At 66.1% G+C, this 19,045-nt stretch carries 19 protein-coding genes; 7 read left to right on the forward strand and 12 right to left on the reverse strand.

Annotation, left to right across the window (positions count from 1 at the left end):
* Nucleotides 1-187: 187 nt before the first annotated feature.
* The 4 genes from GXY47_15910 to GXY47_15925 form a co-directional block, all read right to left on the reverse strand.
* Nucleotides 188-1,036: a hypothetical protein gene (locus GXY47_15910; GenBank protein NLV32628.1), complete on the reverse strand. Its 849-nt coding sequence runs from the start codon at nucleotides 1,034-1,036 to the stop codon at nucleotides 188-190.
* Nucleotides 1,037-1,313: 277 nt separating this feature from the next.
* Complete coding sequence (locus GXY47_15915) at nucleotides 1,314-2,120, reverse strand: SDR family oxidoreductase (GenBank protein ID NLV32629.1); 807 nt, start codon at nucleotides 2,118-2,120, stop codon at nucleotides 1,314-1,316.
* 51 nt (nucleotides 2,121-2,171) lie between these two features.
* Complete coding sequence (locus tag GXY47_15920; protein ID NLV32630.1) at nucleotides 2,172-2,933, reverse strand: DUF169 domain-containing protein; 762 nt, start codon at nucleotides 2,931-2,933, stop codon at nucleotides 2,172-2,174.
* 111 nt (nucleotides 2,934-3,044) lie between these two features.
* Entirely contained in the window at nucleotides 3,045-3,932 is an 888-nt protein-coding gene (locus GXY47_15925) for a LysR family transcriptional regulator (protein NLV32631.1), read from the reverse strand.
* A gap of 286 nt (nucleotides 3,933-4,218) precedes the next feature.
* Here GXY47_15925 and GXY47_15930 point away from each other — a divergent pair, with 286 nt between their 5' ends.
* The 3 genes from GXY47_15930 to GXY47_15940 are packed head-to-tail and all read left to right on the forward strand — an operon-like array spanning nucleotide 4,219 to nucleotide 6,649.
* On the forward strand, nucleotides 4,219-5,073 hold the full coding sequence (locus GXY47_15930; protein NLV32632.1) for an ABC transporter substrate-binding protein: 855 nt from the start codon (nucleotides 4,219-4,221) through the stop codon (nucleotides 5,071-5,073).
* Nucleotides 5,066-5,827 (forward strand): 4Fe-4S binding protein, encoded by a 762-nt coding sequence (locus GXY47_15935; GenBank protein NLV32633.1) that lies wholly within the window; start codon nucleotides 5,066-5,068, stop codon nucleotides 5,825-5,827. The genes GXY47_15930 and GXY47_15935 overlap by 8 nt, the downstream gene beginning before the upstream one ends.
* Nucleotides 5,828-6,649 carry a radical SAM protein gene (locus GXY47_15940; GenBank protein NLV32634.1) on the forward strand — a complete coding sequence of 274 codons (822 nt, stop codon included), beginning with the start codon at nucleotides 5,828-5,830 and terminating at the stop codon, nucleotides 6,647-6,649.
* 50 nt (nucleotides 6,650-6,699) lie between these two features.
* On the opposite strand, the gene GXY47_15945 is transcribed toward GXY47_15940, so the two are convergent.
* The 3 genes from GXY47_15945 to asd form a co-directional block, all read right to left on the reverse strand.
* Nucleotides 6,700-7,191 (reverse strand): 3-isopropylmalate dehydratase small subunit, encoded by a 492-nt coding sequence (locus GXY47_15945; protein ID NLV32635.1) that lies wholly within the window; start codon nucleotides 7,189-7,191, stop codon nucleotides 6,700-6,702.
* Complete coding sequence (gene leuC / locus GXY47_15950) at nucleotides 7,188-8,474, reverse strand: 3-isopropylmalate dehydratase large subunit (GenBank protein NLV32636.1); 1,287 nt, start codon at nucleotides 8,472-8,474, stop codon at nucleotides 7,188-7,190. The genes GXY47_15945 and leuC overlap by 4 nt, the downstream gene beginning before the upstream one ends.
* Nucleotides 8,475-8,566: 92 nt before the next feature.
* The gene (gene asd, locus GXY47_15955) at nucleotides 8,567-9,682 is read right to left on the reverse strand and encodes an aspartate-semialdehyde dehydrogenase (GenBank protein ID NLV32637.1); all 1,116 of its coding nucleotides are present in this window, start codon (nucleotides 9,680-9,682) and stop codon (nucleotides 8,567-8,569) included.
* Nucleotides 9,683-9,841: 159 nt separating this feature from the next.
* Between asd and GXY47_15960 the strand changes: the two genes are divergently transcribed.
* Nucleotides 9,842-10,480 (forward strand): PilZ domain-containing protein, encoded by a 639-nt coding sequence (locus GXY47_15960; protein ID NLV32638.1) that lies wholly within the window; start codon nucleotides 9,842-9,844, stop codon nucleotides 10,478-10,480.
* Here the strand turns inward: GXY47_15960 and GXY47_15965 are convergent.
* Nucleotides 10,455-10,919, reverse strand: coding sequence for a metallophosphoesterase family protein (locus GXY47_15965; GenBank protein ID NLV32639.1), 465 nt, complete (start codon nucleotides 10,917-10,919; stop codon nucleotides 10,455-10,457). The two genes, GXY47_15960 and GXY47_15965, sit on opposite strands and share 26 nt — an antisense overlap.
* 138 nt (nucleotides 10,920-11,057) lie before the next feature.
* Here GXY47_15965 and GXY47_15970 point away from each other — a divergent pair, with 138 nt between their 5' ends.
* The 3 genes from GXY47_15970 to GXY47_15980 all read left to right on the forward strand — a co-directional run bounded on the left by GXY47_15970 (nucleotide 11,058) and on the right by GXY47_15980 (nucleotide 15,594).
* A complete protein-coding gene (locus GXY47_15970) occupies nucleotides 11,058-13,154 on the forward strand; it encodes an FAD-dependent oxidoreductase (GenBank protein NLV32640.1) in 2,097 nt (698 codons plus the stop codon).
* Between the two features lie 68 nt (nucleotides 13,155-13,222).
* The gene (locus GXY47_15975; protein NLV32641.1) at nucleotides 13,223-14,041 is read left to right on the forward strand and encodes a nucleotidyltransferase family protein; all 819 of its coding nucleotides are present in this window, start codon (nucleotides 13,223-13,225) and stop codon (nucleotides 14,039-14,041) included.
* Nucleotides 14,042-14,121: 80 nt separating this feature from the next.
* Nucleotides 14,122-15,594 carry a hypothetical protein gene (locus GXY47_15980; protein NLV32642.1) on the forward strand — a complete coding sequence of 491 codons (1,473 nt, stop codon included), beginning with the start codon at nucleotides 14,122-14,124 and terminating at the stop codon, nucleotides 15,592-15,594.
* Nucleotides 15,595-15,636: 42 nt separating this feature from the next.
* On the opposite strand, the gene GXY47_15985 is transcribed toward GXY47_15980, so the two are convergent.
* From GXY47_15985 to GXY47_16000, 4 genes are all read right to left on the reverse strand, one after another.
* Nucleotides 15,637-16,152, reverse strand: coding sequence for a hypothetical protein (locus GXY47_15985; protein ID NLV32643.1), 516 nt, complete (start codon nucleotides 16,150-16,152; stop codon nucleotides 15,637-15,639).
* A gap of 114 nt (nucleotides 16,153-16,266) precedes the next feature.
* Nucleotides 16,267-16,653: a glycine cleavage system protein GcvH gene (gene gcvH, locus GXY47_15990; protein NLV32644.1), complete on the reverse strand. Its 387-nt coding sequence runs from the start codon at nucleotides 16,651-16,653 to the stop codon at nucleotides 16,267-16,269.
* A gap of 139 nt (nucleotides 16,654-16,792) precedes the next feature.
* Entirely contained in the window at nucleotides 16,793-17,695 is a 903-nt protein-coding gene (gene cyoE, locus GXY47_15995) for a protoheme IX farnesyltransferase (GenBank protein ID NLV32645.1), read from the reverse strand.
* 38 nt (nucleotides 17,696-17,733) lie between these two features.
* Complete coding sequence (locus GXY47_16000) at nucleotides 17,734-19,035, reverse strand: DUF1015 domain-containing protein (protein ID NLV32646.1); 1,302 nt, start codon at nucleotides 19,033-19,035, stop codon at nucleotides 17,734-17,736.
* Between the last annotated feature and the right edge of the window lie 10 nt (nucleotides 19,036-19,045).

The raw sequence follows: 19,045 nt of genomic DNA on the forward strand, positions 1-19,045 counted from the left end.
CCGTCGCAAAAGCAGTCTCGACTGCCGCCTGCTCTGCTTCACCGGAAAGGCAAAAGCTCTATAGGGTTTAATGCCCATTACTTGACAGGTCGTTCCATATCAGGAGTGCGCCCTGCCGGGCGCACCGCAAAAAAAAGGGCGCGCCGGCGCCGGCGCGCCCTTTCGCTTGTGCGATTCGGAGCCGAGGCTAGAAGCTGATCACCACGCCGAAGGAGAGCTTGACGTTGTTGAACCGGCTGGACGGGGCCTTATGGCTGTAATATTCCATGTAGTCCCGGCTGTAGTCGCCGTCTTCCTCTTCGCGGCCGACGAAGGCGGCGTCATAGGTGAGCTTGTCCCAGGTCGGGAGGTAATCCACCTGGATCAGGCGGATGGCCGCATGCTTGCCCGCCTTGACGTCGAGGCCGCCGCCCAGCGCCATGGCGAAGGACGTATCCCCCTCGATCTTCCCGCTGACCTTTCCGGTATACTCGTACCAGTCGGTCACGGTCCCGTCGTACCCATACTCGTAGCTGTAGTCGTAAGCCACGTCCAGGTCGTCCGCTTTGACCTTGGTGAAGCCGAAAAGGGCATGGGCGAAGGGGCGGACCTTCGAGTTGCCGCGGTAGCTGAACTCGGGGCCGACCATGCCGGTGTACCTGCGGTAATCGGCCTTCCCGGCCCAGGACTCCTCGCGGTCCTGCTGGTAATTATTGTATTCGTTGTAGTCGTAGTCGTAGGCGTAGCCGTAGTTGGCCGCGTTCTCGAGGTCCACCTTGCCTATGTGGGTGCTGAAGTTCCCCTTGATCCCCAGCCAGGAGTTGAGGTTGCGCGTCAGGGACACGTCGAAGCCGTGGACCATGCCGCCGTTGGTCCCTTCGTTGAGGCGGGCGAAATCCACGTCATAGTAGTAGTAATTCATGTTCTGACCGCCGCCGTCCATGTCGGCGTTCAGCACGGAGTACCCGCCGAAGACGTCCCATTTCGGGAAATCCTGGGCTGGGGCGGCGCCGGCAACCGCCGCCATCATCACCGCTGCCAGTAAAAGTTTTTTCATCGTTAGCTGTTCCTTTCCAGGTTGAGTTGTGTCGCGAAGTTGAATAGTTGAGTCGCTTCAGAATTATGTTTCCGCCAGAGTCCGCTTTCCGCTGGGGACGCCCCTGCTCCCGCCGGGCGACCCTCAAGGTTTACTTTTCGGCAGACGTCCGCGGAACAGCAGAAAAATCCTCCGCGAACGCAAAAAAAGCAGCTCCTGAACGGGGTTTCCCGTTCAGGCTGGTGAGAATATACAGGTGCCGCGGGCGGGCGGCAAGGGGGGTGTCATTTTTTTCGCCCTAACCTACGAGCAGGATGCCGCCGTCGTGCACGATGACGGTGCCGGTGATCTGGTTCCCCGCCGGGGAGGAGAGGAAGACGCAGAGAGCGCCGATCTCGATCGGTTCGGCGAAACGGTGCATCGGCATGTGGTTTTCGAACTTTTCCAGGGCGTCCGGGGGGAGGTCCTTGTCCAGGTCGGAGTGGGTCGGGCCGGGGGCGACGGCGTTGACCCGGATGCCGTGGTCGCCGAAGTCGAGGGCCATGTTGCGCGTGAACATGTCGAGGGCCGCCTTGGAGGCGTGGTAGGGGGGCATCGGGTGGGTCTTGGCCCCGCCGAGGGCCTGCCCCCCCACCGAGGAGATGTTGATGATGCTCCCCCCCCGCCCCGCGCGGATCATGTGCGGCGCCACCTCGTAGATCACGTAGGCGGGGCCGTTGAGGTTGGTGTTGATGACGCGGCGCCATTCCTCCAGGTCCCTGTCCTCGAGGAAATCACCGACGGTGGAGACCCCGGCGTTGTTGACCAGCACGTCGACGGCGGGAAAGCGCCGGAAGACCTCGGCCACGGCCCCCTTCACGCCCGGGAGGTCGCCCACGTCGCAGGGGACGCAGAAGCAGTCGGTCCCGTATTGCCGGAGGTCCGCGGCGGCCCGGTCCCCGCTTTCGCGGCTGCGGCAGAGGAGGGCCACGTTGGCCCCGCTTTCGGCGTAGGCCCGGCTGATTCCCAGCCCGATGCCCCGGTTGCCGCCGGTGACGATGACGTTGAGGCCCTTTACCGAAAAGGCGTCCTTCATGCTCGCGATGGGGGTCGTTTTGATCACCATGGTATTTCCTTTCCTGGTTCTTCGAAGTCCGGCCCGGCGGGGCCGGACGGTTCAGGCCCCGCCCGCCCGGCGCGACAGGTTGGACAGGATGCCCCCGAACTCCTCCAGGTAGGCGTCCCTGCTCCGGTGCGAGGGGAGGTGCCACGTCATGCTGCCGAGGTTGGCGGTGACCGTCGGGAGCCACTGGTGGGGGATCGTCACCAGGACCGTATCCGCGGGAAACAGTTCGCGCCCCTTCATCCCGTGCACGAATTCGGGGAGGAAGTAATTCACCCTGCCGCGCTGGAACGGATAGATGAGGGCCCACGCGCACCCCATGACCGGGGTGACGCGGGAAGCGTAGGGCTCCCCGGTGGAGTAGGTCATGGCGCGCAAGAGGATTTCGGCCTGGGGGGGGTCCGCGGCGAAGACCGTGACGTCGGGTTCGAAACCGGCCCGGTCCAGGCGGGAGAAGACCACGTAACGGACGACGCCCCGGTCGAACCGCGGCACGTGCCGGTACAGGGCGTAATTGGCCCGCGCCTCCTCGAACACCCCGAGGTGCTCCCCGATCTGCCCGCTTTCTGCGAACGGCTCCATCGCCTGCATCCCCAGCAGGATCCTCCCCACGCACGTTTCCTCGTGCCCGGGGCCGAAATAGAACGGCTCCGGCGCCCGCCCGGCCTCCCGCACCATCTCGCACAGCGAGAGGGTTTTTTCGGGCGCCAGCGGACGCACGTTTTCCGGCTGGAAATGCTGGAACTTGACGGCCACCGGGGAATGTTCGAAACGAAACTTCCCGTAAATGGACAGGTCGGTCTGCAGCGGCTTCATCGCACCCCCTCCCGGGATGGCTCCTTTCTAACATATCCGCCGTCGGCGACGCAAATGGAGGTTGATCCCGGGGGGCGCGGGGTTTTCGCCCGCGATCGCAGGGGGCGGAATCTATCGGGCGCCCGCCCGCCCGGACACGAGAAAATCGGCGAAGGTCGCGCACAGGGGGGAGTGGTGCCGAAGGCGGTGGGTGATGATATGGAAGGAACGGGTGACGGGCGATCCGCTGAATTTGATCTCCTTCAGGGTCTTGCGCCTGATTTCCTCGGCGGCCGGGAGCCTGGAGATGAAGGCCAGTCCCATCCCCTCCCGGACCGCGCGGATGAGTGCCTGGGAGGAGCCCAACTCGGCCACGACACGCAGCTCGCCCAGGGGAATATTCCTCTTCTTCAGATGCTCCTCCACCGCCGCCCTGGACCCCGACCCCGTCTCGCGCATCAGGAGCGGGAGCGACCGGAGATCTTTCGTTCCCCGCGCCTCGTACCCCGGCGCCGCCACGAGCACGAGTTCGTCGTCGAGGAACCGGCGCGTGCGCAGGTTCCTGTCCTTTGTGGGGGAGCCGATGATTCCCAGGTCGCATTCCCCCTCGAGCACGCTCCGGTGGATCTCCCCGGAATCCCCGATCCTGAGGGAGGGAAAGACCTCCGGATAGATCGCGACGAAACGCGCGAGGTGCCCCGGCAGGAGGTATTCCCCGGGGATGGTGCTCGCCGCGACCAGGAGCTTGCCGCTGACCCCGGCGCGAAGCCGTTCCATGGCATCGCGGACGCCCTCTTTCAGGCTCAGGATTTCCCGGGCGTAGCGATAGAGAATCTCCCCCTCCCGGGTCGGCGTGATGGACCTGCCGAGACGGTCCAGCAGCCGGGTGGAGAATTCTTCCTCCAGGGCTTTGATATGAAAGCTGATCGTCGGCTGGGTGAGGTGCAGCCTCTCGGCCGCCCGCGAGAAGCTTTTCCGTTCGACGACGGCGCAGAAGATTTCCAGGTATCGCAGTTCCACCGGGCTCCGCCCCTCCTATTTGACGGCGATCATAGCATCAATTTGACATATAGAAAAATTCTATGATATATAAGAGGGGATATTCTCGAGGACCGCAGGATCCTTTATGACATGCAGTTTCGGTTTTACCTGACAGGGCGCATAACTGACCGGACGGGTCAGGTCGAGCCTCGTGTCGGAATCGAATCCCTTCCCGCGACGTCTGTTTTCCTCGATCCAGGACATCGATTCGACCCCATGCCATTCATGCATGCGACGGGATTGTGCCCCAATGAAGAAAGACGATATGACTCATCAGCCCCTCCTGGGGCGCAGGAAGTTCCTGGCGGCCGCCGCCGGGGCGGCCGCGGGCGCCGCCGTGCCGCCCATAACGGCCGCCGGGGAGCGCTTTCGCCGGAGCACGCTCCAGGTCTGGTCCTGCGGCGGGCTGGCGGAGGCTTTCATCCCGGCCCACGCCCGGTACAAGGGGCTCACGGGAGTGGAGGCGGCCTATACCGGGGCTTTCGCCGCGGCCCTGGGGAAATCGCTGCTGGGAGGGGCGAGCACCGAGGTCTTTGCCGGCAGGGTGCTCGCCCTGAGCCAAAAGCTGCGGGAAACCGGCAACATGATCTATTTCCGGCCCCTCTGCTTCACCCGATATGTCCTGGTGACCCCCCGGGGCAACCCGGCGGGGATTTCGGATATTCACGATCTCGCCAGGCCCGCAGTCAGGGTCATCCTGGCTCCGGAGGCCTCCCCCCCGGGAGGGGAGGCGGTCAGCGGGCTGCTGAAAAGGGCGGGTGTTTTCGAGGGTGCCATGCAGAACGCCGTCATCAAGGGGAGCTGCGTGCAGCGGACCATGGAAGACCTCGTGAAGGGGAAGGGGGACGTGTCGGTGGTCGAACTCCGGCTCACGCGGATGCCGCCATTCAGGGGCAAGGCGGAGGTCCTTCCCATCCCCGAGGAGTTTTTCCCGCCGGGTCCCCTCACCTTCACCATCGGCGTCATGAAGGACGCCCGGGACCGGAAACTGGCCGACCACTATCTCGATTTCATCCTCTCCGACGAGGGACAGGGGTTTTTCGCGGCCGCCGGGTTCATCCCGGCCCGGTCGGTCGAGGGGGAGCGGCTGGTGGAAAAACTGGGGGTGAAGGATGCCTAGGGCCTTCACGCCCGCGGCCGGGCTCAAGGGATTTCGCCGCCTGGCCCAGCTGGGCTTTCTCGCGGTGCTGGGCCAATGGTCCTTTTACGGCATCTTCCGCTGCCCCTTCATCATCCCCTACGTGAGCTGCCAGAACTGCCCGGTGATCACGTGCCACGGGAGGCTGCTCCCGATGTTCTGGGGCTTCTGGATCCTGCTCCCGCTCTCCGTCGTCGCCTTCGGCCGGGCGTTCTGCGGCTGGGCCTGCCCCGGCGGATTGGTCAGCCAGCTGCTGGGCCGGGCGGCGCCCCTGAAGACGCGGACGCGAAACGCGTTTCTGCGGATCCTTCCCCGGGCCAAATACCTCGGCCTGGCCGCCGCCCTCGGCTCGTGGTGGTTTCTGGGGCAGTCCCGGGAAAACGTCCCGATCCGGACGGGGGAGTTTTTTTCGGCCGTCGCCCTGACTTTCGAGCACGCCAACCCGGCCTGGCTGTTCCGGACCTTCTTCGTCCTGGCGTTTCTCGCCCTGGGGCTCGTGCTGGCCGGCGCCTGGTGCCGCTTCGCCTGTCCCACGGGCGGGCTGCTGGAGCTCCTCAAGCCGTTCGCGATGCTGGGGGTGTTCAAGGATGAAAAATGCGATGACTGCGACCTGTGCCTGAAGGGGTGTGAAATGGGGACGCGCCCGGCCGAGGCCAACTGCACGAGCTGCGGCGACTGCCTGAACGCCTGCCCGCAGGACGCCATTCATTTCGGACATCCGCGGAGGAATTCCTGAATGTCTTCCGCCATGCCGCACCCGGGATGGGAACAGCACCCCTGTTTCTCGAGCGGAGCCCGAAGCCGGTTCGGGCGCATCCACCTGCCGGTGGCCCCGGGGTGCAATATCGAATGCGCCTACTGCCGGAGGGAGTACGACTGCGCCCACGAAAACCGTCCCGGGGTCACGAGCCGGGTGATCGGGCCCGGGGAGGCGCTCGAGAGGCTGGAAAGGGCCCTCGTGGACATGCCCGGCATCGCGGTAGCCGCGGTGGCGGGGCCCGGAGATCCCTTCTGTGAGCCGGAGCGGACGCTGGAGACGTTCGAACGGATCCGGGCGAGGAATGGGAAGATCGCCCTGTGCGTCTCGTCCAACGGATTGAACGTGAAGGACCACATCCCGCGCCTGAAGGAACTGGGGGTGGGTTTCGTGACGATCACGGTCAACGCCATCGACAGCGCGGTCGGCGCCCGGCTGCACCTTCGGGCGGCGCTGGGGGGGAGGGAATACCTGGGGCTCGAGGCGGCCGCACTGCTCCTGTCGCGGCAACTGGAGGCCGTGGCTCTCCTGAAGGAGGCGGGGATGGCCGTGAAGGTCAACTGCGTCGTCGTGCCGGGGATCAACGAGGACCACGCGGTGTTCGTGGCCGCAAGGATGGGGCGGATGGGGGTCGACCTCCTGAATTTCCTGCCTCTCCTTCCCGTCGCCGGCACGGCCCTGGAAGGTTGCTCCCCTCCCGGGGAAGCGGTCATGGGGAGGCTGCGGCATCGGGCCGGAAGGCACGTACCGCAGATGCGACACTGCACCCGCTGCCGTGCCGATGCCGCGGGAATGCTCTGAATTCGTGAAGGCGGACGGCCCGCGGACCGTCCGCCTTCAAGCGGGGGAGCCTATTTCATCATCCCCTTGCGCACGTACTCCATGAGGCCCCCCGCCGCGATCAGTTCCTGCATGAAGGCGGGGATCGGTTTGGCGGCGTATTCGCGCCCGAGGTCGAGGTTGGTGATCTTCCCGCTCGCGGCGTCCACCCTGAGGACGTGGCCGTTTTCGGCCTCGGCCGCGACGGCGCATTCCATGATGGTCAGCCCGATGTTGAAGGCGTTGCGGTAAAAGATGCGGGCGAAGCTTTCCGCCACCACGCACGCCACGCCGGCGGCCTTGATGGCGATCGGCGCGTGCTCGCGCGAGGACCCGCACCCGAAGTTCTTGCCGGCCACGATGATGTCCCCCGGTTTTACCCGGGCCGGAAACGCGGGGTCCGCGTCCTCCATGACGTGGGCCGCCAGTTCCTTGGGATCGCTCGTGTTCAGGTAGCGCGCGGGAATGATCTCGTCCGTGTTGACGTCGTCTCCGAATTTGTGAATTCTGCCCTTGATGATCACTTTTTCACCCCCACTTTCCAGTTGCTCCCCCGGACCTCTTTCGGCAGCGCCAGGCGCCCTTTGATCGCCGACGCGGCGGCGACGGCGGGCGAGGCGAGGTAGACCTCGCTCGCGGTGTGCCCCATGCGCCCCACGAAGTTGCGGTTGGTCGTGGCCACGGCCTTTTCCCCCTTCGCCAGGATGCCCATGTGGCCGCCCAGGCAGGGCCCGCAGGTCGGGGGGGAGATGACGCACCCGGCCGCCATGAAGATGTCCATCAGCCCCTCCTCGAGCGCCTGCCGGAAGACGAGGGGGGTGGCGGGCATGATGAGGGTCCGCACCCTGGGGCTCACCCTTTTGCCCTTCAGCAGCTTCGCCGCCTGGCGCAGGTCCTCGATCCGGCCGTTGGTGCACGACCCGATGACGGCCTGGTCGATGACGACGTTTCTGGCCCTGGATACCGGTACGACGTTCGAGGGGAGGTGGGGCAGGGCAACGACCGGCTCCATGCCGGTGACGTCGAACACCTCGACCCGCTCGTACTCCGCGCCGGGGTCCGACTGGTAGTAGCGCGGCTTGCGCTGCGCCCGCTTTTCGACATAGGCGCGGGTGGTGTCGTCGGGAGGGATGATGCCGGTCTTGGCGCCCGCCTCGATGGCCATGTTGCTCATGGTCAGCCTCCCCTCCATCGACAGGCGGTCGATCACCGGCCCCGTAATCTCCAGGGCCCGGTAGTTGGCCCCTTCCACCCCCAGGCGCCCGATCGCGGTCAGGATCAGGTCCTTGCCGGTCACGTCGGCGGGGAGGCGTCCCTTGAAGATCAGTTTGATGGTCGGCGGAACCTTGAACCAGGCCTTCCCGGTCAGCATCGCCGCGCCCAGGTCGGTCGAGCCCACCCCGGTGGAGAAGGCGCCGAGCGCCCCGTAGGTGCAGGTATGCGAGTCGGCCCCGATCATCAGGTCGCCCGGCACGACGACCCCCTGTTCGGGCAGAAGCGCGTGTTCGACCCCGACCTCCCCCTGGTCCCAGTAATAGACGAGTTTCTGCTCCCGCGCAAATTCACGCAGGATCCTGGCCTGTTCGGCCGACTGGATATCCTTGTTGGGGGTGAAATGATCGGGAACCAGGACCACCTTTCCGCGGTGGAACACCTTCGTGCCGCCGTTCTGATAAAAGGCCTGGATGGCCAGGGGCGCGGTGATGTCGTTGCCGAGGCAGAGGTCGAGCCTGGCCAGGACGATGTCGCCCGGGCTCACGCTTTTGACGCCCGCCGCGCGCGCCAGGATCTTTTCCCCCAGGGTCATGGGTCTGGGCATGCTTCATACTCCTTTCAATGGGTGGGCCGCCTTGCGCTGCGGCCGCAACAGGGTGCCATCCGTTCTGTGAAACGGGTGTGTCAACGCCCGAGGTGTCCGCGCAGGATGGCCAGCATCCTGTGCAGGGGTTCCGCCGCTCCCCACAGGAGCTGGTCCCCCACGGAGAAGGCGGTGAGAAATCGGTCCCCCATCGTCATCTTGCGGAGGCGTCCCACCGGCACCTCGAGGGTGCCCGAGACCGCCGCCGGGCTGAGGCGCCGGAGGGTGTCTTCCTTCGTGTTGGGGACCACGGTGACCCAGTCGTTGGCGCGCGCGATCCTGTCCTCGATCTCGTCGAGCGGGACGTCCTTTTTCAGCCTGATGGTGAACCCCTGGGAGTGGCAGCGCATGGCGCCCACCCGGACGCAGGCGCCGTCCACCGGGATCTCCCTCTCCGTGCCGAGGATCCGGTTGGTTTCGGCCATCCCCTTCCACTCTTCGCGCGTCTGGCCCCGCTCCACGGCGCGGTCGATCCACGGGATGAGGCTGGCGGCGAGCGGCGCGCCGAACTGCCTGACCGGCAGGTCGCCGGACCGGAGGACGCCGGTCACGGCGCGGTCGAGATCGAGCGCCGTGGCCGAAGGGTCCTCGAGCACCGGCCGGACCCCGGTCGCGATCGCCGCCATCTGCGCGACCAGTTCCTGCATATTCGCGGCTCCTGCCCCCGAGGCGGCCTGGTAGGTCATCGTCGACACCCACTCCACCAGGTCGGCCCTGAAGAGGCCGTCGAGCGCCATCAGCATCAGGCTGACCGTGCAGTTGCCCCCGACGTAGGTCCGGATTCCGGCGGCCAGGGCCTTGTCGATCACCGGGCGGTTGACCGGGTCCAGGACGATGCGCGCGTCGTCGGCCATGCGCAAGGTCGACGCCGCGTCGATCCAGTAACCGCGCCATCCGGAGGCGCGCAGCTGTTTATAGACGGCGGAGGTGTACTCCCCCCCCTGGCAGGTGACGACGGCATCGAGCCGCCCGAGGGCGCCCATGTCGTAAGCGTCTTCCAGGACCGTTTCCCCCTTCCCGGCATCGGGGCCGCGGCCGCCGATGTCGGAGGTGGAGAAGAAACTGGATTCGAGGCCGGAAAACCCCTCGGTGGCGCGCATGCGCTCCATGAGAACCGACCCGACCATGCCCCGCCATCCGATGAATCCGACTCTCACGCTTCCGTCCTCCCCCGGGCCCGCCGTCCGTCATGAGGGGCCACCGCCTTATATTAGCGTATCCGCGCCCCTCATCGCAGGGATAAAAATATTCCCGTTTCCGCCTCGTGCCGATATGATGGGGGGCGCCCCGGGAACATCGGACGGATCGGACCTGCCATGGATCAGCGTTTCGGAGAGATCGTAGAGAAAATCGACGGGCACCTCGGCCAGCACCCCAATATCTCCATACGGCTGCTGGCCGGGAAACTGGGCCTCGCCCCCGGGCGGATCGAGGAGGCGCTCGCCGCGGTCGAGGGGATCTCTTTCGAGCAGTTCCGGGAGGCGAAACGCCTCGAGCGGGCGTTCGAGCAGCTCGGCGCGCTGAGTCCCGCGGCTAACGGTCCCTACGATGTCGTCCGTGCGCGCCGCCGCCTGGCCATTCCCCGGGCCACGGTCCGTTACGGCTTCCCCTCTTTCTACCGGCGCCGCATCGGATATTCGCACCCCTGCCCGATGGTCGATCTGAGCCGTGACGGGATGGCCCTGCTGGCCGACAGCGCGGAAAGCCCCGGCCGGCGGGTGGCGCTCCTGCTGAAATTTCCGGGCGTGGAGCACGAGGCCTGCCTCGAGGGGCGGGTCGTCTACGCCGTGGCGACCGGGATCGCCGGGTACCGCTATCGCGTCGGCATCCGGTTTCTCCCTTTCGTGGCCGGCAAGGGGGGAAACGACCTCCGGGTGCTGGAGATCCTCGAGGAGATCGAGCGGCAATACGCCCCTCGGACGGGGGGGGCTAGAGCGACAGGAAGCTTTCCCTGATCCCGAGCTCTCCGAACTCCAGGATCCCGAGCGTGGCCGATCGGTTGAACCTCAGCGGGCCGGCGCTCCCGGGATTGAAGTAGAGCACGCCGTCGCGTTTGTCGGCGCCCGCCACGTGGGAGTGCCCGTGGATCACGGCCGCCAGGTCGGCGGCGCGGGGGTGCACGTCGAGGCGGGAAAGGTCGTGGAGGACGTAGAGGCAATTCCCGGCGACCTCCACGAGGGCGGTCTCGGGCAGGGGGCGCGCCCACGCCCCCCGGTCCACGTTGCCGCGGACGGCCGTCACGGGGGCGATCTTCCCGAGCCCCTCCAGCACCTCCGGAGCGCCGATGTCTCCGGCGTGGATGATGTGGGCGACGCCCGCGAGCGCCTCCAGCGCCTCCGGCCGGAGCACCCCGTGCGTGTCCGAAATGACCCCGATCCTGAGGCGGCGCTCCATTTTCCCCTTCCTCCCCCCTCATTCTGCCTGCGGCTGACCGGGAACTCAACAGGCTCGATTTCCGGTTCTCAAGAGGATTTCTGGAGATATAATGGGGCCTCTTTGAACCCGTAACCAGTGGATCGAAAGGTGACACGCATGAGCCATAGTCCCAGGTACGAAAAGCTCATGGAACCCGGCCGCATCGGGTCCGTGAAAACGAGAAACCGGATCATCAAATCGGGTGCCGGGATGCTGATGTGGCACGAGGACGACGTGCATATGCGTCCGGAGGTCCTCGCCTTTTACGAGGGGATCGCCCGGGGGGGCGTCGGGCTGCTGATCGTGGAGTCGCCCACCATCGACTACCCCCTGGGGGTGCGGTGGAAGGAACGGTACCGCATCGACGACGACCGTTACATCCAGGGGCTCGGCGAACTGGTGGAGGTGATCCACCGGCACGGTTGCCCCACCTTCATGCAGATGAACCATGACGGTCCCTGGCAGGCGAAGCTCCCGTTCGCCCCCGAGCCCTTTTTCGAGGGGGAGCCGATCGGCGCTTCCCCGGTGACGCTCGACGCGGAGAGTGACTTCCACAACCAGGCTCCCCACGCCCTCACCGTCGAGGAGATCGAACAGGTCGTCGACAAGTTCGCCAGCGCCGCGGTCCGGGCCCGCAAGGCGGGGTTTGACGGCGTGGACATCAACGCCGCCAGCAGCCACCTGCTGCACAATTTCTTCTCCCCGTACTGGAACCGCCGGGAGGACGCCTACGGCGGGAGCGTGGAAAACCGGGCCCGCTTCGCCATGGAGGTGATCCGTGAAATCAAGAAGCGCCTCGGGGGTGATTTCCCGGTCTCCATGATCCTGAACGGGATCGAAATCGGCCAGGCCGCCGGCGTGGACAACCGCCGCTGCCTCACCCACGAGGACAGCCGCGCCATCGCCCGGCTGCTCGAAGAGGCGGGGGCCGACGCCATCCAGGTCCGGAGCCACTGGCTCGGCTACCACGTGGGGGCCTATCTCCCCGACGCCCTCTTCTACCCGGAGCCCCCCGTCCCGGTCGAGTCCTTCCCCCCGGAGTACGAGACCGGCCGCAGGGGGATCGGCGCCAACATCCGGCTCGCCGCCGGGATCAAGGAGGTCGTCCGAATCCCGGTCACGGTGGTCGGCCGGCTCGACGCCGACCTCGGCGAACAGCTGCTGCGGGAGGGCAAGGTCGATTTCATCGCCATGACGAGGCGGTTGCTGGCCGACCCGGAATACCCGAACAAGGTGGCCGCCGGGAAGATGGACGACATCGCCCCCTGCACCGCCTGCGACAACTGCCTGGGGAGCCGCCGCTGCAGGATCAACGGCCTGCTGGGAACCCCCTACAACACCATCGAGCCGGCGGCCAGGAAGAAAAAGGTCCTGGTGATCGGGGGCGGTCCCGCCGGGATGTCGGCCGCCCGGGTCGCCGCGCTGCGCGGACACACGGTCATCCTTTACGAGAAGGCGTCGGCCCTCGGGGGACTGCTGCCGCTCGCATCCATGGTCAAGGGGTCGCATCCGGAGGACCTGTCGCTCCTCATCCGCTATTTCGGGCGGCAGCTGAAACAGCTTGGGGTGAAGGTGGTCCTGGGGCGGGAGGTGAACCTCGGCACGGTCGAGGCGATCAAGCCGGACGTCGTGTTCCTGGCGACGGGCGGGGAGTCCGTCGCCCCCGAGATACCCGGGGCGGACGGCTCCATCGTGCTCAGCGGGGCGGTGCTCCACCGGAGGCTGAAATTCTTCCTGAAGTTCTTCAAGCCGGAGACCCTTCGAAACCTTTCGCGGTTCTACATGCCGATGGGGAAGCGGGTGATCGTCGTCGGAGGAGCCATCCAGGGGTGCGAGCTGGCCGAGTTTCTGGCCAAGCGCGGCCGGGAGGTGACGATCGTGGAGACCAAGGACTCGATAGGCGAGGGGATGGTCGACGCGCTGCTCGGGCACCTGATGATCTGGTTTGCGAAGAAGGGGGTGAAGCTCCACTGCGGCGTGCGGGAGTACGTCGGGATCAGCGACCAGGGACTGACCCTGGTCACCCGCGAGGGGGAACGGCTCACTCTCGAGGCCGATACCATCGTATCCGCGCTGCCGCTCGGGCGGGTCGACGGGCTCCTCAAGGAGCTCGAGGAGAGGGTGCCCGAGGTGTATGCGATAGGAGACTGCAGGGAACCCCTCCTGATCGCGGACGCCATCGGCGCGGGGGTGCGCATAGCCCGCGAGGTATGATCTTCTTTGGACTCAACCCCGCCGCCCCGGGGTGCTATGATTAGGGGTCTTGTAGAGGGGGCAGGGGCATGCATCGAGTGGAAAAGGCGGTGATCATGGCGCGCGGGCTGGGGACGCGGATGCGTTCCGAGGACGGCTCCGCCCGGCTCGACCGGGGCCAGAGCTTGGTGGCCGCCGCCGGCGTCAAGGCCATGATCCCGATCGGGCGCCCCTTCCTGGATTACGTCCTGAGCGCGCTCGCGGACGCCGGCTACAGGCGCGTGTGCCTCGTCATCGGCCCCGAGCACGGGTTGATCCGGGATTATTACGAGGTCGAGTCGCCCCCCGGGAGGATCGGGGTCGATTTCGCAATCCAGGAAAAGCCCCTCGGAACGGCCGATGCCGTGCTGGCGGCCGAAAGCTTCGTCGGCGGGGACCTGTTCCTGCTCCTCAACTCGGACAACTACTACCCGCCGGAAACCCTCGCGGCCATGGGGCGCCTGGACCGCTCCGGGATCGCGCTTTTCGAGCGGGACGCCCTGGTGGCTTCCGGAAATATCCCCGAAGAGCGCGTGCTCAAATTCGCAGTCGCGAAGACCGGCCCCGACGGTTTTCTCGAGCGCATCATCGAGAAGCCGAGTGCGGACGCCGTCCGGGAGCTGGGACCTCCGGTCCTCGTCAGCATGAACTGCTGGGTCTTTTCCCCGGCCATTTTCGAAGCCTGCCGCAGCGTCAGGCCCTCGGCGCGGGGCGAACTGGAACTGACCGATGCGGTCCAGTTCGCCATGAAGGCGCTCGGGGAGCCGATCCGCGCGCTCACCTTCCGGGATTCGGTGCTGGACCTGTCCAGCCGTTCGGACATCGCCCCGGTGGCGGAGAAATTGAAGAGCATCCAACCCAATCCCTGACCCGCGATTGCGGCAGACGATCCCGGATGGCGGCCCCTGCAGCGGTTGCAGGCCCGCGGCCCGGGAACTGGAGAACGACCATGAATGCGTTAGAACACAAGCTCGGTGAACTCGCGGACAGAATTGTGGAGAACAACCTCTGGCGGCAGCGGGAATGCTGCAACCTCATCCCCTCCGAAAACACCCCGTCCCTCTTTGTCAAGCTTTGCGAGATCGGGGACCCCTCCGGACGGTACGCCGAACACAAGACGGCGCTCAAAAGGGAACTGGAGTCGCTGGCCGGGAGCGGCGCCCTCAAGGGGGACCAGGTGTACTACTACCAGGGGGCCGATTTCATCTACCGGATGGAGGAGCGCCTGAAGGCCGAATTCGCCGAGTTCATCGGTGCGACCGACGTCGAAACGCGCCCGGTGAGCGGCCAGATGGCCAACGAAATCGTCTTCAAGGGGCTGGTTAAATTCCTCTCGGCGAAGCCGGCCGGGTTCCCCTCCCTCGGCCCGACCGGACGGCTGCAGTGCGTCATGAACAACGACCTGAATTACGGCGGCCACCTGTCGGCGCAGCCTTACGGCGCCCTGTACAATTTCGCCGAGGACCACATCGTCAACTTTCCCGCCGATGCCCGCAACCCCTACCGGATCGACGTCGAGAAGATGCTGGACATGGTGGACCGGAACCGGCCGTCCCTCATCGTGTTCGGCAAGAGCATGTTTCTCCACCCCGAGCCGATCGGGCAGCTGAGGACCTTTCTCCAGACCGTGCCCGAATACCGGCCGCTGGTGATGTACGACGCCGCCCACGTCATGGGGATCCTCGGGGCGGAGTTCCAGGATCCGCTGGCCGAAGGCGCCCTGGTGGTGACCGGATCGACCCACAAGACTTTCTTCGGACCCCAGCGGGGCATCATCGCGGCGAGGATTCCCGAAGGATCCCCCTGGCGGAAGCTCTGGTCGGACATCGTCGCCCGCACCTTTCCCGGGTCCACGAGCAACCATCACCTGGGGACCCAACTCGCGATGCTGGCGGCGACCATGGAGATGAATGCGTTCAAGACCGAATACCAGGCCCAGGTCCTGTCCAACGCGCGGGCGTTCGCCTCGGCCTGTGCCGCCGAGGGTATCCCGGTCGAAGGGGAGGAATCGGAGGGGTACACGCACACGCACCAGGTGCTTCTGCGCGTCGAGCGTTTCGGGGACGCCAAGGAGATCGCTTCCCGGCTCGAGGCGAACAACGTGATCACCAACTACCAGGCCCTTCCCGGGGACGCCACCTTCTACCACCCCAGCGGCATCCGCACGGGGGTCCAGGAAATGACGCGGTTCGGGATGAAGGAGCCAGATTTCGGAGACCTCGCACGGCTCATGGCCGACATCATCGTGAGGAACAGGACGATGGCGGCCGAGGTCCGGGAATTTCGGGGCCGGTTCAGCACCATGGAGTACTGCCTGACGACGGAACAGACCCTCCGTATCGCGCCCGGAATTCTCGAGAGCGTTTTCCCCGGGCGGGGGGCGTTTCGCGGATTCGCCGGAGCCTTGAACAAACTGGGTTAGGGCCGCCCGCCGGGGAAGGGTGCCCCTCCCCGGCGGAAAGCCTCAGGAAAACCGGAGGCCGCTGGGAAAGATCGACCGGCACTGCACGCCCCAGACGCCGTCCAGGCAGGTCACGACCCAGAGGGCCTGGTAGGTGGCGTAGCGCGAGTCGTTGGCCTGGTGCATGCTGAACTGCAGCTCGAAATGGACCTTGTCCTCGCAGAACTGGCGCATCGTGCAGGAATCCAGGGTGCTGTAGGTCCATCCCTCGCCGGCCAGGGCCTGGAAATCGATCTGGAACGATTCGGGGTCCTGGAGGATGCTCACATCGCTCCCCGCGATCTGGATGTGCGGATAATGGAGCGTGCGGCGCCCACGCTCCAGGTCCCGCGCGTTGAGGGCGGAAAAGAAATCGTCCACCGGCCGGCGCGCATCCGCTTCGATTTCCGATTCCTTCATCCCGGCGGCGCTGATATAGCCCATCAGCAGCGACAGCCCCCCCAGCACGCCCAGGGAAACCTTGGCCGCTTTCCCCCAACCGGTTTTCTGCTTCGCGTCCTCTTCCGATGATTCGACCATACCCGGTCATGCTCCTTTTGACGTCGCAGCCATATTCTGTATCGGGACCCTCCCGGAGTCAATCCCGGGGTCGGGCCGGAGGCCGTCCCCGCCCTGTCGGGGCCGCGGCCGCTTTCAGGCGGACTGTTCCTGCAGGTATTCAGCGTATTCTTCGGCGTTGAGCAACCCGTGCAGCTCCTCCGGCCGGATGATGCGGATCTTGATCATCCATGCGTCCTGGTGCGGGGACTCGTTGAGGAGTTCGGGCTTTTCCGCCAGCAGGGCGTTCACCTCCACCACCTCCCCGGCAACGGGACAGAATATCTCCGACACCGCCTTGACCGATTCCACCGAACCGAAGGGGTCGCCCGCCTCGAAGGTGTCCCCCACCTCGGGAAGGTCTGCGAACACCACGTCCCCGAGCTCGTGCTGGGCGTATTCCGTTATCCCGATGGTCCCGATGTCTCCCTGGACGAGGATCCATTCGTGGTCTTTGCTGTAGGCATAATCTGCAGGGTACATTGATCCACCTCCTGTTGCTGGTTTGCCGCCGCCCGCTCCCTCCCGGGCCCGCGAAGGCCGCGCCTCCTCGGTCATGATTATAATGCCAAAAGAGGTTTTCGCGCCCGGGTATTCTGCGGCGGGGCGCTCCCCGCCGGGTTCAGCCAGCCGTTTTGTCGAGGGCCGCGAGGCCGAGAAGCAGGGGCAGGTAGAGGGTGGAGACCAGGAGGAGTCTTCGGGCCGAACCGGGTCCGGGCGAGCGGGCGAAGAGGACGGCGCGCGCCAGGAACCCGGCCCCCAGGACGAGGGCGCCCGCCAGGTACGCGGCACCCGTCAGCCCGGCTGCGGTGGGGAGGAGCGAGCAGAGGAGGAGGGCGGCGGCGGCCAGCCGCACCTGGCGCCCCGTCCTTCTGCCGTCCCGGTCGATGACCGAAAGGACCGGGATCCCCGCCCGGGCGTAATCGTCCCGGTGCAGCCAGCCTATGGCGTGGACATGGGGGAATTGCCAGAGAAACACGATCATGAACAGGATCCAGGCGCGTGCCGGGATGCCGCCGGCGGCTCCCGCCCACCCGATCAGGACGGGGAGCGCCCCCGAAACGGCGCCGGCGGGGACCGACCACGATGTCCTGGTTTTCAGGGGGGTATAGACCAGGAGGTAACAGGCGATCACGGCGAGCGCTACGAGGCCCGTGACGGCATTCACCATCAGGAACAGCTGGGTGAGTCCCGCCGCCGAAAGGAGGGATGCGATCCCGAACGCCCTGCGCGGTGAAAGCCGGCCCGAGGCCAGGAGGCGGTTCCGGGTGCGCCGCATCAGGGCATCCCGGCCCCGTTCCACGATCATGTTGAACGTGCCGGCGCCCGCCGCCAGGAGCCCGGCTCCGATCAGCGTGTGGAGCAGGGGGGCGAGCGGGACCGGTCCGGCCCGCCCGAGGTAAAAGCCGGAGAGGGTGGTGACCAGGACCAGGGACGTAAGCCGGGGCTTGGCGAGTTCGACGAGTTCGGATGCCCGGACGCGGGCGCGCGCTCCGGCCGCAGTCGTGCTCTCAGGAGATGGCATCCCGGGTGCGCCCCCTTACGCTGTCGGCGGCCGCCCCGTCATTTGCCGATCTTCATCTTCATGAAGAGCAGCCCCGTCAGGAGCTTGGGATAGAAATCGGTCGATTTCTGCGGCATGCGCCCGCCTTCGGAGGCGATGCGGTGCATGGCGGCGGCCGGGGTCGGGTTCAGGAAAAAAGCCGCCTGGTACTCTCCCTCGTCGACCTTGCGGACGCACTCGTCGAGGCCGCGCTCGTAATCGATATGCGACTGCGCCGCCAGCTTCTGCGGGTCGATTCCCAGGTGCCGTTCCAGGATCAGGGAGTGGAGGATGCTGACGTCCAGTTCGCGGAAGGCCGCCGGGAGCCGGCGCAGCGACCCGGCCTCCATCGCGGAGGGTTTCATCCGCAGCAGGTGGAACCCCGCCGCGCTGCCGGCGTAAAAGCCGAAGACATGGCCGTCCCGCCCCGCCCTCATCTTTTCCCGCAACTGCGCGGCCGACGCCGCCCTTTCCGGCTGGAAATGCTCCCCGAGGTTTTCCAGGAGGGAAGGGGCGTCGAATCCGGGGAGGTCGTGCAGCAGCCGGTGGGTGGCCAGGATCGTCACCCCCGAAGAGCTGTTGAAGCAGGTGACCATGCGCTTGTCGAAGGATTCCGTCCCCCCGGGCCGCCATCCTTTCCGCGCGCACTCCTCCATGTAATTGATCGAGGTCTCGAAACGGTGGTGCCCGTCGGCGATGAAAAGGTCCCGGGTCCTCATCGACTCGCGGATCTCATCGAGCGCCTGCGGGTCGGTGAGGACCCACAGGCGATGGACGGCGCCGTATTCGTCGGTGACTTCGATTTCGGGCTTCCTGCCGGAGACGGCGGCGTCCAGGATCCGGTCCACCGTGCGGGTCTCGTCGGCATAGAGCATGTAGATGAGGTCTTCGTTCCCCTCCAGGCTGCGCATCAGGTTGAGGCGGTCCTGTTTCGGAGCCGCCAGGGTGTGCTCGTGGGGGATGATGGCCGATTGCGACCGTCCGAGGTCCAGCAGGGCGATGAATCCGCGCTGCAGCCGCGGCTGTCCGTCGACGGCGTACTCCTGGTAATAGGCGTAGAATGCCGGCCGCCCGTCCTCGACGAGCACCCCCTCCTCGATCCACCGGCGGAAGGTGGCGCCGGCGTCCGGGTACCGGGTCTCGGGGTCCCCCTTCTTTTCGCGGTTCAGCGTGATGCGGACGACATTGTAGGGGGAGTCCCGGTAGTACCGGTCCTGCATCTCGGGCGTGGTTTTATCGTAGGGCTGGGCGACCACCCGGTCGAGATCTCCCACCACCCTCGTGTTGTAACGGTATGCGCGGAACGGGTAAACCAGAGCCATAAATCCTCTC

It is taken from the genome of Acidobacteriota bacterium (assembly GCA_012729555.1).
GTDB lineage: Bacteria > Acidobacteriota > UBA6911 > UBA6911 > UBA6911 > UBA6911.